The organism is Acidiluteibacter ferrifornacis (assembly GCF_009909615.1).
Lineage (GTDB): Bacteria > Bacteroidota > Bacteroidia > Flavobacteriales_E > Vicingaceae > Acidiluteibacter > Acidiluteibacter ferrifornacis.
Genome location: NZ_WWNE01000009.1, coordinates 27,031 through 40,057, shown reverse-complemented (window position 1 = coordinate 40,057; position 13,027 = coordinate 27,031). Strand labels below are relative to the sequence as shown.

The 13,027-nt window shown below is 36.5% G+C and carries 12 protein-coding genes; 5 read left to right on the top strand and 7 right to left on the bottom strand.

From position 1 onward, the window contains the following. Positions 1–66: 66 nt before the first annotated feature. From GQN54_RS11490 to GQN54_RS11480, 3 genes are read right to left on the bottom strand one after another with little or no spacing between them, the layout of a single operon-like run. Positions 67–939: an SDR family oxidoreductase gene (locus GQN54_RS11490; protein ID WP_394350986.1), complete on the bottom strand. Its 873-nt coding sequence runs from the start codon at positions 937–939 to the stop codon at positions 67–69. Between the two features lie 2 nt (positions 940–941). Continuing rightward, entirely contained in the window at positions 942–1,286 is a 345-nt protein-coding gene (locus tag GQN54_RS11485) for a phage holin family protein (RefSeq protein ID WP_160633696.1), read from the bottom strand. 11 nt (positions 1,287–1,297) lie between these two features. Further along, positions 1,298–2,554 carry a DUF819 family protein gene (locus GQN54_RS11480; RefSeq protein ID WP_160633695.1) on the bottom strand — a complete coding sequence of 419 codons (1,257 nt, stop codon included), beginning with the start codon at positions 2,552–2,554 and terminating at the stop codon, positions 1,298–1,300. Positions 2,555–2,674: 120 nt separating this feature from the next. Here GQN54_RS11480 and GQN54_RS11475 point away from each other — a divergent pair, with 120 nt between their 5' ends. Next, a complete protein-coding gene (locus GQN54_RS11475) occupies positions 2,675–4,411 on the top strand; it encodes a PAS domain-containing sensor histidine kinase (protein WP_160633694.1) in 1,737 nt (578 codons plus the stop codon). After that, the gene (locus tag GQN54_RS11470; RefSeq protein WP_160633693.1) at positions 4,395–5,057 is read left to right on the top strand and encodes a response regulator; all 663 of its coding nucleotides are present in this window, start codon (positions 4,395–4,397) and stop codon (positions 5,055–5,057) included. Before GQN54_RS11475 ends, GQN54_RS11470 begins: the two co-directional genes overlap by 17 nt. Here the strand turns inward: GQN54_RS11470 and GQN54_RS11465 are convergent. Next, positions 5,054–5,923, bottom strand: a complete 870-nt coding sequence (locus tag GQN54_RS11465) for a transglutaminase-like domain-containing protein (protein WP_160633692.1) — start codon at positions 5,921–5,923, stop codon at positions 5,054–5,056. The two genes, GQN54_RS11470 and GQN54_RS11465, sit on opposite strands and share 4 nt — an antisense overlap. A gap of 54 nt (positions 5,924–5,977) precedes the next feature. Then, a complete protein-coding gene (locus GQN54_RS11460) occupies positions 5,978–6,856 on the bottom strand; it encodes a nucleoside phosphorylase (RefSeq protein ID WP_160633691.1) in 879 nt (292 codons plus the stop codon). A 117-nt stretch (positions 6,857–6,973) separates the two neighbouring features. On the opposite strand from GQN54_RS11460, the gene GQN54_RS11455 reads away from it, so the two are divergent. The 3 genes from GQN54_RS11455 to GQN54_RS11445 are packed head-to-tail and all read left to right on the top strand — an operon-like array spanning position 6,974 to position 9,660. Continuing rightward, complete coding sequence (locus GQN54_RS11455) at positions 6,974–7,882, top strand: universal stress protein (protein ID WP_160633690.1); 909 nt, start codon at positions 6,974–6,976, stop codon at positions 7,880–7,882. 50 nt (positions 7,883–7,932) lie between these two features. Continuing rightward, positions 7,933–9,183: a competence/damage-inducible protein A gene (locus GQN54_RS11450; RefSeq protein WP_160633689.1), complete on the top strand. Its 1,251-nt coding sequence runs from the start codon at positions 7,933–7,935 to the stop codon at positions 9,181–9,183. Between the two features lie 12 nt (positions 9,184–9,195). Further along, positions 9,196–9,660, top strand: coding sequence for a peroxiredoxin (locus tag GQN54_RS11445; protein ID WP_160633688.1), 465 nt, complete (start codon positions 9,196–9,198; stop codon positions 9,658–9,660). An 11-nt stretch (positions 9,661–9,671) separates the two neighbouring features. On the opposite strand, the gene GQN54_RS11440 is transcribed toward GQN54_RS11445, so the two are convergent. Both GQN54_RS11440 and GQN54_RS11435 read right to left on the bottom strand, forming a co-directional pair. Further along, positions 9,672–10,550, bottom strand: a complete 879-nt coding sequence (locus GQN54_RS11440) for a DUF4249 domain-containing protein (protein WP_160633687.1) — start codon at positions 10,548–10,550, stop codon at positions 9,672–9,674. 3 nt (positions 10,551–10,553) lie between these two features. Continuing rightward, positions 10,554–12,902 carry a TonB-dependent receptor gene (locus tag GQN54_RS11435; RefSeq protein WP_160633686.1) on the bottom strand — a complete coding sequence of 783 codons (2,349 nt, stop codon included), beginning with the start codon at positions 12,900–12,902 and terminating at the stop codon, positions 10,554–10,556. Between the last annotated feature and the right edge of the window lie 125 nt (positions 12,903–13,027).

Below are 13,027 nucleotides of genomic sequence, written 5' to 3'. Positions count from 1 at the left end.
ATGTTTTAGGATTTCGTTTTTTCTTTGTTTTTTGTTTGAGGAAGGCTCTGTTGGTAGCAGAGCCTTCTACTTTTTACCCCTCACGTGTTTTTCTACTTCATCCCAGGCCTCAGCTGGCACTTTATCCATTAATGTGAATTCGCCTGCATTATACAGCCATTCTCCGGCATCTATCGTCATTACTTCTCCATTTACATAGGCTGAATACTCGGACATTAAATATCCGGCTAAGTTGGCTAATTCTTGGTGTTCTCCAAATCGCTTTGCAGGAATTCGTTGCAATGGGTCGATGTCTTTCAAAACACTTTCTGGAAATAATCTCGAAAAAGCACCTTCCGTTGGAAATGGACCCGGCGCAATGGCGTTGGCACGAATTCCATATTTCGACCACTCTGCAGCCAAAGATCTAGTTAATGCTAAAACGCCAGCTTTCGCACAAGCAGACGGCACTACGTAGGCAGAACCTGTCCAAGCATAAGTGGTAACAATGTTTAGCATTACTCCTTTTATTTTTTTCTCAATCCAATATTTACCAAGAGCTAAAGAGAAGTTGTAACTTCCTTTGAGAACAATATCAACAATCACATCAAAAGCTTTTGGTGAAAGTCGTTCTGTAGGACTGATGAAGTTTCCTGCAGCATTATTCACCAAACCATCTACACTTCCAAATTCAGCAACGGCTTGTTTCAATACTTCATCAACTTCCAATGGCTTTCTAACATCACAAGCGACAGCTAGAATATTTCCACCTGTTTCATCTTTTAGTTCTTTTGCCGTTTGCTGAATCACTTCATCTTTTCGACTACAGATGACCACATTTGCACCTAAAGTAAGAAAGTAAGTGGTCATTGATCGGCCTAAGCCGGTTCCGCCACCTGTTACAATTATTGTTTTTCCTGCCAATTCATTGGCTTTAAACATTGGGTCTGTATACTTTATCATCAATCTTCTTTTTTATCGTTAATACCAAAAATTGAGCTGACAATGGATAGTACTAAACTATAGATTAGTGCCCACCAAAAGCCATCTACTGCAAATCCGTCTACAAAGCTATCTACCATTAAAATCATAAAGGCATTTATGGCCAATAAGAATAATCCGAGGGTAAGGATTGTAACGGGTATTGTAATAATAATTAATAAGGGTTTAACAAAGAAATTGACCAAGGAAAGAACAACTGCTACAATAATGGCAGTAATAAAATCCTCTACATGCACTCCTGGAAGTATATAAGCCGATAAAATAACGGCTAATGCACTTGCGAATATTTTGGCTACTATTTTCATAATTATAAATTTTAAGGACTAACAATTTCCATTAATTGAGCACAGAAAATGGCTCCAAAAGTTCCTACTGCGTATCCAAATACGGCTAGTAAAACTCCAACGGGAGCCAAGGAAGAGCTAAAAGCTGAAGCAACAATTGGTGCCGAAGCAGCTCCACCCACGTTAGCTTGGCTACCTACAGCCACAAAGAAAAATGGAGCTTTTATTAATTTTGCAACCACCAAAAGAACAATAACGTGAACCAACATCCACACTAATCCGATAGCGAAAAAGCCTAAATTATCGAATATTGCGGTGACGTCCATTTTCATTCCAATAGTGGCAACCAAAACATAAAGGAAAACACTTCCAAACTTGGATGCACCTGCACCTTCATAAGATTTAAGTTTGGTGAAACTTAATGCTAACCCTGCTATAGTAGCTATAATAACCAGCCAAAAGAATCCACTAGCTAATGAACTTAAACGATAAGTATCAAGAGTAGCCTGATGTTGTTCCATAAAGGGAGTAATTAAATCTGAACCAAAGTGTGCCAAGGCAGTACCTCCAAATCCAATAGCAATAATGGCAAACATATCCGATACAGATGGGTTTCTATTAACACTTGACCGATAATCTTCAATACCTTTTTTTACTTCCGCGATTGCTGAGGAATCAGCTTTTAAAAATTTGTCTACTCTTTCTGAGATTCCTGCACCATATAATAAGAATGCCATCCAAATGTTTGCAACAATTACATCTACTGTTACCATAGCAGAGAATAACTCATCACTTGGTCCATAAATTTCTTTCATTGCCGTTTGGTTGGCGCCACCGCCAATCCAGCTCCCAGCAACAGTAGATAAACCTCTCCATACTTCATCAGGTCCTGCGCCGCCCACTAAATCAGGAGAAAAGAGGGAAAGTACTAAAATGGCAATAGGTCCTCCTAGAATTATTCCTAAAGTACCTGTTAAGAACATAATGACCGCTTTGGGACCCAGTTTTAGAATACCCTTAATGTCAATACTCAAACAGAGCAAAACTAAACTTGCAGGCAATAAATACCTAGAAGCAACATAATACAAGTTAGAAGCTTCAGCATCTACAATTCCAAAAGTATTGAGCAGACTAGGAACGAAGTAGCACAGCAATAGTGCGGGTATAACGGTATAAAATCGTTTAAGTGTTTTATTTTGACTGCTTGAGGTAACAAAAATGACAGCTAAAATGATCATTAATATTCCTAATATAACTGCATCATTGGTAATCAATACTGTTTTTTCCATATTTGGTTTGTGATTTAATTCAATCAGCCAAGATAAGTTTTTTGAAATTTAATATGAATTGTATTTCTACCTAAATCGAACAAAAAGGATTGTTTAATTTCGTGGACAAATAAACGAATTATGGACAGTTTATTAATTGAAAATCGCAACTTGAATGATTTAGTTTTTAAGCTAAGTGGCTACAACTATATTATTGTAGATAGAAACTTGTCCATCGTAAGTACTAATAAATTGGAGTTTGAGTATTTCCCAATTTACAAGGCTTTCTTTGATTCTGATGAGGAAAAAAGTTCGTTATTAGGATGTAAATTGGCTCTTCAGCCATACATAGATGCTACATTCGAAGGAGTATTTGATGTAACAGAAGTAAATGGAATTAATCTCTTTTTTATTCCTGTTCAGTTTCATAAATACATCATTGTGTGTAGCACGAGAGTTGTAAAGAAAAGAGAGAGAAGCAGAATTTCAGACAAGCAATTTACTGCAGAATCTTCATTTGAGGTGATTTTTACTTTAGATAAAAGAGGTCTTGTGCTTCAACAACTTGGGGTGAATGAATATATTGCTCCCCAAGATAAGTCTGGGGAATACTTTTTAAGTTTTTTCGATTCAGAGTATTGGGTTCATATCGAGCAAGCTATCAATCGAGTATCAAATGGTGGTGAGATTGAACATTTAAATTTAGCGAAGGATGTCGATGGCTTGGTGCTCTTTTTTAAAGGAACCCTTCTTCTCAATCATCAGCAAGAATTAATTTTAATCTTGAGAGATGATACAGATCGGCAAGGGAAGGAGTTTGAGTTGAATCTGAAAAACAAAGCCATTGAGAATTCTCCGATAGGAACTTATGTTATTGATTATGAAAATCAATATTTTCTTTATGCCAATAACGCATACTATGATATCATCGGATTTAGTTCTTCACAAATTTTAGGTGGCGAGATCAGCTTGTTTGATGAACCTTATAGTGAATTGTTTTTTGTAGGGGAATCTCAAAAAAAGATGGAAAGGGCTTACATCGATTCGATTAAGAATAAAACTCGTTTCGAAGGCATTTTTCTATGTAGAAGAATGAATGGAGAAGAATACTGGAATAGCATGGTTTCTATTCCTGTATATGATGAAGAACTGAACAAAACCATATTTGTCGGGATTGTCCAAGATGTTACTGAAAGAAGGAAAACAAATGAGTTATTAATGAGTGCAATTATTAATACTCAGGAGTCTGAGCGCAGTCGGTTTGCACAAGACTTGCATGATGGACTCGGGCAGAAACTCCTAGCCGCTAAGATGAACCTATTGGCCATGACAGGTGATTTGGATGAGGATACCAAGGTGGGAATGCTGCATACCAAGTCTGTTGATTTATTAATGAATGCAATTCACGAAACTCGTTCGATTTCTCATAGTTTAATGTCCAACACTCTGAAAAGATATGGACTTTCGGATGCAATAAATGAAATGATTAGGAGTTTTGTTAACCTTCGTGATGTAACTATACGAGTAGAAAATGAAGTGTCAAAAATTCGGTTCGATCACGACTTGGAAATTGGTGTTTATCGAATTGTCCAAGAGTTGTTTAATAACACTCTAAAGCATTCCAAAGCAACAGAAATTAGAATTAAGATTAAAAAATTAACAGAAAACCTACTTTTTGTGTTGTACAAGGATAATGGAGTAGGGTTCAACTTAGCAAAACTAGAAGCCAATAAAAAAACAGGTATTGGGATACAAAACATAAAATCAAGGGTGGTCTTTTTAGGAGGACAGTTCTTAATAGAAGCAGCGGAGGATAGAGGTTGTTTGTATACGTTGTATCTACCAATAAATAGAAATCAAGATGAAAAAGAAGATTAATATATTTTTAGTAGACGATCACGATATTATTCGTGATGGAATTAAAGCATTGATTGGAACTGCAGGTCCTATTAATTTTGTGGGAGAAGCTTCCAATGCTGAAGAAGGTATTCCTATGATTTTAAATTCAGATGTCGATGTCGTTTTAATGGATATTCAGATGCCTGAGATGAACGGGATTGAGGCAACTGAAGAGTTGTTGAAGGTAAAACCCGATCTCAAAGTGATTGCTTTGACTATGCATAATGAAGAAGCTTATATTTTGAATATGCTTCAAATTGGCGCAAAGGGTTACATGCTTAAAGAAAGTGGTAGGTCCGAATTAATAAAAGGAATTGAAACAGTTTATAAAGGAGGAAAGTATCTGAATAATTCCGTTTCTGTGAAATTGATTGATAATTTAATTTCAAGTAATTCTGATTCTGAAGGTACTAACAGTGGAGTAGATGCAGTTTTTACCAAAAGAGAATTACAGATAATGGGCTTTATTGTAAAAGGCATGACTAGTCAGGATATTTCTAGGGAATTAGACATTTCAAAAAGAACAGTAGAAACCCACCGTAGAAACCTCTTTCAGAAAGCAAGAGTTAAAAACTCCATATCACTAGTAAAGTTTGCGATGGATAATAAGTTGGTAAAGCGCTAAGATTTTATGATGTGGAGTAGTTGTTTCAACTCCTCCACTTTATCCATTACTCCGGCTTTACCAAAACAGAAAATAAGGTTGTTGAGTATCCGTTCAATTACTTTTAGATTGGAGCATGGAAGAAAAAAAGAATCTTCCTCTTCGATTTTTAGTTGGGCTAAAAAGGTCTTGATTTCCTCTTCGTTAAAAACAGTTCCTCCATTAAACGGGTTGATGTAAAACAAAACATCCTCTTGGAGGAATTCATCAACAAAGTCTTCTGGTAGAATGGTATAAGCCAATACAAAATGTTCAGGCAGATTCACTCCATATATAGGAAGTTTAAGCTCTTTCGCAATAATTAAATAAATCAGTGATAAAGTAATCGGATTCCCTTTTTTACTTTCTATTACATGATTAATAAAACTGTTTTGAGGAGAGTGAAAGTTTTTCTTATTTCCAGAAAATCCATAGATTTCAAACAATACACGGCTTATAATTCTTGCCTTTTCAAGAGCAGTATAATTTGGATTGAGTTCTAGCCAAACTTCTTTGACCAACTGCTCAAAGAATCGCTCCATTTCTCCAATGTCAAGATCTGGATATTGGTAACGTGCAATAATTAAGGCGCCATCTAAAAGATCTCTTCCTTGGCTGTTTTTCCACTGGGTTAAATCTTTTAGCACTCTTTCAAATTGAATCTGATGAATCAAATTCTCAATGCGTTGTTGTAGGATATTATTGAATGAATTGCCCCATGCATATTCTAAAATAGGCACAATATCGTTCCCAATCAGTTTCAATTCTTGCTCCACCTGGGAGAAGACAAACTCATCAGGATCATCCAATAATTCGATTAACGCTTTAATTTTAGTCTCCGAGTGCATTGTCACAAAAATACAACGCTTTTAAAGTGGAAACAGTTGGTGATTTCTGATTTATTAACCTTTAGATGTTAATCGAGCTAATACCAATTGAATAAGTTTGGTCATTGCGGGGTGGTAATCCTTACTGAATTCATTAGCTAACCGGTTGGCTACTATTACACATAGGGTGCAAGCTTCGTGACCAAGTAGTTTGCTGAGACCGTATAAAGCGGAAGTTTCCATTTCAAAATTAACCACTCGATTTTCTTCTGATTGAAAGGCAGTAAATTTATCATTTAGCTGGCCATCATTTAAAGCTAACCTCAGAACTCTACCTTGTGGGCCATAAAAACCAGGTGCCGTTGCTGTAATTCCTTTTGCAATGCCTTCTCCCAGTTTTTCAATCAATTTACTAGATCCTTTTACTAAATAAGGTTTTGTGATTTTTGGGCTGTATGCCGTTTGCAGCATCAGCTCATGAAGAAGAGTTTCTTCTTCCTTGTCGGGTGTGAATTGATAAAAATTCAATAAGCCATCCATTCCAAATCCATATTGACTCATTACAAAAGAATCTACTGGTAGGTCTTTCTGCATAGCTCCACAAGTGCCAATACGAACTATCTCAAGTGAAGTTAATTCGGTTTTGACTGTTCTACTTTCAAGGTCGATATTTACCAAAGCATCTAGTTCATTTAAAACAATGTCGATGTTGTCTGTACCGATACCTGTAGCAATAGCAGATACTCTTTCCCCATTATACATCCCTGTATGGGTAACGAATTCTCGATTCGAAATTTTACATTCAATGGTATCAAAATAAGACGAAATTAAGGCCACTCTTCCGGGGTCACCAACAACAATGATTTTTTGGCCAATATGCTCTGGCTTTAATTTTAAATGGTAAACAGAACCGTCAGGATTCAATACCAATTCGGAAGGGGCTAACTTTTTCATTAAATCGTATTAAAATTTCTAATTACTGCAAAGAAAAAGAAATAAACAGTTTTATGGGTAAATGCTTCTTACTATCTTTGGTAGGTAATCATATTGTATCCTAATAAAATGAAAATTATGGAAAACCAAGTTGTCATAAAAAAAATATTAATACCTATAGATTTTTCTGAAACCTCTTTGTTAGCGCTTGATCATGCGACCCATTTGGCTAAAATTGAGGGTTCAAAAGTAGTTTTGATTCACGTTTTAAAATCAGGTTCTTACAGCAATATTTTGCCAAGCTTAACTTCTGGTGGAGAAAGCGTGGAGCTTAGAGATGAGATTTCTTCTAGAATGAATCAGATAGGTTCAAAATTCAAGGCAGACACTGGTGTGGATTACGAAATAGTACTAGCAGAAGGAAATGTGGCGAGTCAAGTTGTGGATACAGCAAATGAATTGGATATCGACTTAATTATGATGGGAACTCACGGGGTTAGTGGATTTCAGGAGTTTTTTATGGGAAGTAATGCTTATCGAGTAGTAACAGCTGCAATGTGTCCAGTACTGACCGTTCAATCCAATACAAAGGAGCTGGGAGCAAAACGAATTTTATTGCCACTAGATAGCTCTCCTCATACAAGAGATAAGGTGAGATATGCAGTAGCTATGGCAAAAGCGTTCGATTCAGAAATATTGATTAGGGCATTGATTACTCCAAACCACGAAGAGGAAAAGAACATTTTTAACTTGAAAGTACAGCAGACAGAAGAACTTTTCGCAAACCAAGGAATTAAATATTCTTCGGATTTTATATACGGAGACGATATCGCTGAGATGACTTTAGCAGAAGCAAAAAAGGAAAATATTGATTTGATTATAATCATGACGGAACAAGAAGCTTCTACAGGTTTGTTTATGGGTCAGTATGCTCAACGTATTGTGAACCATTCTAGAATTCCAGTGTTAGCAATTACGCCACTAGGTATTGTACAGTCATTTTCTCAAAGAAATTTAGGAGGAGATTATCGTCCTTTTGGAGTTTAATATAGTTTAAAATTCAAAGGGGGCATCGCCCCCTTTTTTTATTTTCATTCATGACAGCAGAGATTATTACCATAGGTGATGAAATTTTAATCGGGCAGACGATTGACACTAATTCTGCATATATGGCAAAAGCACTAAACCTCATAGGGGTTTCCATAAGTAGAATCACATCTATAAGTGATACAAAAGAAGAAATAATACGCGCTATTCAGGAAGCCCAATCTAGAACCAACCTAGTAATTGCAACCGGAGGTTTGGGGCCAACTAGGGATGATATTACCAAGCTAACCTTAACGGAATATTTCAATACAGAATTAATTACTTACCCTGAGATTAGGGCTACAATTCAAGAAATATTCGAGCGGCGTAACTTACCCATATTAGAAGTCAACCTCATGCAAGCAAATCTGCCAAAGGACTGTTTTATTATTCCTAATAAAATAGGAACGGCAAGCGGTATGTGGTTTGAAAGAAATGGAAAGGTGGTGATTTCTATGCCTGGAGTTCCCTATGAGATGGAGTATTTGATGCAAAATGGAGTGTTAGATAAAATCAAGGCTACCTTTAAGACCCCTTCTATTATTCATAAAACAGTGATGACTTCGGGAGCTGGAGAGTCTTTTTTGGCGGACCGTATCAAAGATTGGGAGAATACGTTAGATCAAGAAGATATTCATATTGCCTACCTTCCCTCTAGTGGTGTGGTGAAGATAAGATTGAGTATTGTTTCAGAAGACAGAGAAAATGCTCAAGAGCGTATCGATAGAAAGGTGATGGAGCTACTTCAAATTATTCCAGAGTTCGTTTATGGATATGATGATGAACCATTGGAAAAGGCCATTGGGAATTTACTTTTGAGCGCCGGAGTAACCGTTGGTACTGCCGAAAGTTGTACCGGTGGATATTTGGCTCACTTAATTACTTCTATCCCGGGGAGTTCTAGTTATTATCAAGGAAGTGTTATTTCATATTCCAATGAAGTAAAGATAAACGAATTGGGTGTGAAGTCGATTGACTTATTAAAATATGGAGCTGTAAGTCAACAGACTGTAGAGCAGATGGCTAAAGGGGTAAAGAAGAAATTAAAAGTAGATTACGCTTTATCAACCTCCGGAGTAGCAGGTCCTGATGGAGGAACTGACGAAAAACCTGTTGGAACAGTATGGATTGCACTTGCGACTCCAGATGGTAGAGTGATTTCTAAAAAACTTCAGCTAGAGAAAAATAGGGGAAGGAATATACAGCGATCAGCAATTGCTGCATTAAATTTATTGAGATTAGAATTAACCAGAAATTATTAGAACTTAAGTTAGATGGCTAAAAAAATAGAAGTTGGAGTAATAGCACCTGATTTTTCTTTAAGCGATCATAATGGAGTCGTTCATCAGTTATCTGACTATAGAGGAGATTGGGTGGTGCTGTATTTTTATCCCAAAGATAATACTGCCGTTTGTACCAAACAGGCATGCGCTTTTAGAGATCAGTTTGAGGATTTTAAAGATGCTGGAGCAGTTGTAATCGGTATCAGCTCTGATGATCAGAAAAGCCATCGTCAATTTGTTGAGGAGTATCGACTTCCTTTTATTCTGTTGAGCGACCCGAATCAACTGGTCCGTCAAAAATATGGTGCGAAGCAACTTTTTGGTATTGTACCTTCTAGAGTAACCTTTGTGATTAGTCCAGAAGGTATTGTAAAAATGGTTTTCAATGCACTATTTAGAGATCAAGAACACGTCACAAAATCATTAGCCATTATTAAAGGAGTCGGCAATAAATGACTCTATCTTTTTTATGGAGTAACAATCGCTGTTTTCTTTGAAACAGACGATATGTTAAAAGCACCTAACATTTTCTTTTGGGGTTGATTGTTAGCATCTCTTATATTGCCGTATACATTTGCAGGAGGTGTAGCAAATAAGCCTCCATTATTGGTTTGAACACTTACTGCCTCTAAAAATTCATGAGTTTCAGCATTTATGCTATACAATTCTACCCTTAAAGTATCATTGATCTGGTAATAATAATCGTCTTCGTTTATAGTAAAAACTCGTAGTGGGAAAATAAATAACCTTCCATCGATGTCAACATCTCCAAAAGCTGCATCTTTATCGGTTAGACTAAAGTTTCCTTCACCACCCACTCTTTGGCCATTTTTATAGGCTTTTATCCAATAATAATCTGCTCTATTCGGAATATCAGTCGCAAAAAATTCAGCAGTATATCCTTCATCGTCTTCATCTTTGGGGTCATCATCAAATTCGAATGCAATACTATCAATTGGAGGCACCGGATTTAAAACGGAAGTAGCTTGAAAGAATTCATTTCCAATAGTTATATTTAAGGTGTATGTTTCGCCTAAGCTATCAATTTTATCACCTGGGAAAGCGGGAGACCAAACATAATAGCCATTTAAACTTTCTGTAAAATTGTAGAGCGTGCCATCACTACCGGTCACTGTAACAGTCGCGCCTTTTATTGCTGGAGGAGCGCTATTGTCAAAGTAGGAGGCGGTTGTAGTTAAACGAATTAATTGCTCCGTACTTTCATTAGTAAGGAAAGCGTCTGCAACGTATAAGGTTTCTCCATTTTGTAATTCTATATCCACTACATCTTCACAAGCAATTAGTGAAAGAGAAAGTAGAAGGAGGGTAAGGTATGTATATTTCATCTTCTAAAAGTTAAAGTTATAGGAAATAGCAGGAACTAGAGTGCCGATTACAGAGTACTGAATAGCTTCGGTTACTCTTCTATCGTCTTCATTTTGCTGGAAATAAATACTAAAAGGATTTTTTCTAGCATATAGGTTATAGACAGAAAAAACCAACTCTGAATCCCACTTTTTTGTTTTGTCAGGGTTCAAATTAAGGGTGGCAGAAACATCTAGACGATGATAAGCAGGGATACGAACATTATTTCTGCTTTCTTCTGAGTTGTGAGGCACTACTGCTCCTTGAACTTCATATCGGCTTGTAGGAAAAGTCGTTGGTGTGCCTGATGATAACACAAAGTTTGCTGAAAAACTCCACTTTTTAGTCCAATCATAACTAGCTACGACATTAAGAATATGTGTCTTATCAAATCGGGTAGCGTACCATTCGTTTTTATTGATTCCGTCTACTTTGCGTTCACTTCTGGATAAAGTGTAGCTAACAAACCCATTGAGTTGGCCTTTAACTTTTTTGACATATAGTTCCAATCCGTAGGCTCTACCGTCCCCACTTAGTAGGTCAGCATCTAGGTCTTGATTGAAGAAAATATTTGCATTGTCAATATAATCAATTTGATTCTGGAAGTCCTTATAAAAAACTTCTGCTGAGGTTTCATAAGTGTTCTTTTGTAAGTTTCTAAAGTATCCAATTGCAACCTGGTCTACGAGTTGAGGTTTTAAATTGTTGTTGGTAGGCAACCATATATCCACTGGTGTCGAGGCTACCGTATTGGAAATTAGGTGTAAATATTGAGCCATTCGATTATAACTTCCTTTTAAAGAGCTTACTTCATCTAAGGAATAATTAATAGAAAAGCGCGGTTCTGGATTAATGTAGGAAGCGATGACTTCATTATCATCATAATTTTCTATACGATCTAGCTCTTTTCTAACACCTGGAACGGTGTCTCGATAATACCTTGCTTCTCCTTTTCCAAGTTGAGCGAAATTCGAAAGTCGGATACCATATTGCAATGTGATTCTTGAACCAATTTTTTGTTCATTCTGAAGGTATACGGCATTTTCAACTGCATATTTTTCTGGAAGAGTAACAGAGCTACCATCTCCACCTGTAGTAAAGGAGGCATCTGCAGGTTTAAAAATGTAATAAATAGATTGTCCTCCAAATTTCAGAGTATTGTTATTATTCAGAAAATAGGTGAAGTCTGGTTTAATACTGTAATTGATAATTTTTGAATTCCAGTCAAAATTGTCCAATGGCTCTTCTGGAATGTTGACACCTAATTTGTAGTCATAATTACTGTAATATGCGGACAGGTTTAAGAATAATTTCTCGTTAAAGATATGATTCCACCTAAGGGTTGAGGTCGCATTTCCCCAGTCAAAAAAGAAACCGCTTCCAAATACATCTCGTCCAAAAAAGCCCGAAAGGAATAATCTGTTTTTGTCGTTAATCTGGTAATTAACTTTCGCGGTTAAATCATAAAAGTAGAACTTGCTGTCCTTTAAGTCATCCCTTAAAAATGGTTTCGCTAAAATGTCAGCGTAAGATCTCCTTCCTGCAATTAAAAAAGAAGCCTTATCTTTTTTGATTGGACCTTGTAGCGCCAATCGACTAAATATAACACCAACACCACCGGAGCCCTCAAATTCTTTAGAATTTCCTTCATTCATTCTTACGTCCAATATCGAAGATAAGCGGCCACCATATTCAGAAGGAATGCCTCCCTTTATAAGGGTCACATTTTTCACAGCATCAGGATTAAAAACGGAGAAAAAACCCAATAAATGAGAAGAATTAAACACAGGAGCTTCATCTAAAATCACAAGGTTCTGATCTATTCCTCCTCCTCTCACATTAAAACCAGTACTTCCTTCACCAACGGTGCTTACACCTGGTAATAGTTGAATACTTTTGATGACATCAGCTTCACCTAATAATGCCGGAATCTTTTTGATTTGTTTGGAGTCCATTTTGGCAACGCTCATTTCAATCTCTTTTACATTGGCATCGCTACGTTCACCCGTTACTATCACTTCTCCAATTTCATTTGCAGTTTCAGCTAGCTCAATATTATACTGGCCATTAGAGGTAACATTAATGGTTTTAACTTGATCTTCAAAACCAATAAAAGAATAAGTGATTTCATAAGTGCCTTTTGGTAATGTTAAAGAATAGAAACCGTATACATTTGCAGTGGTTCCGAGAGAAAGTGCTTTACAGTAGACCGAAGCTCCAATAAGTTCTTCCCCATTGCTTGCTGATTTTATCGTTCCGCTTATCGTAAAGTTTTGTTGAGCGATAGAGCTGAAAAATAGGAGAGAAAGAGAAATGAAAGTAATGTGTTTCATGGGATTATTTTTAAAAGCGCAAATGTAATGCTTCACTTGTAAATGAAACATTAATTTTTATGAACTGCTTGAAGAACAGATGAACGGTAAGAGAGTTCAGTATATTCCAAAAAAAAACCTTCGCG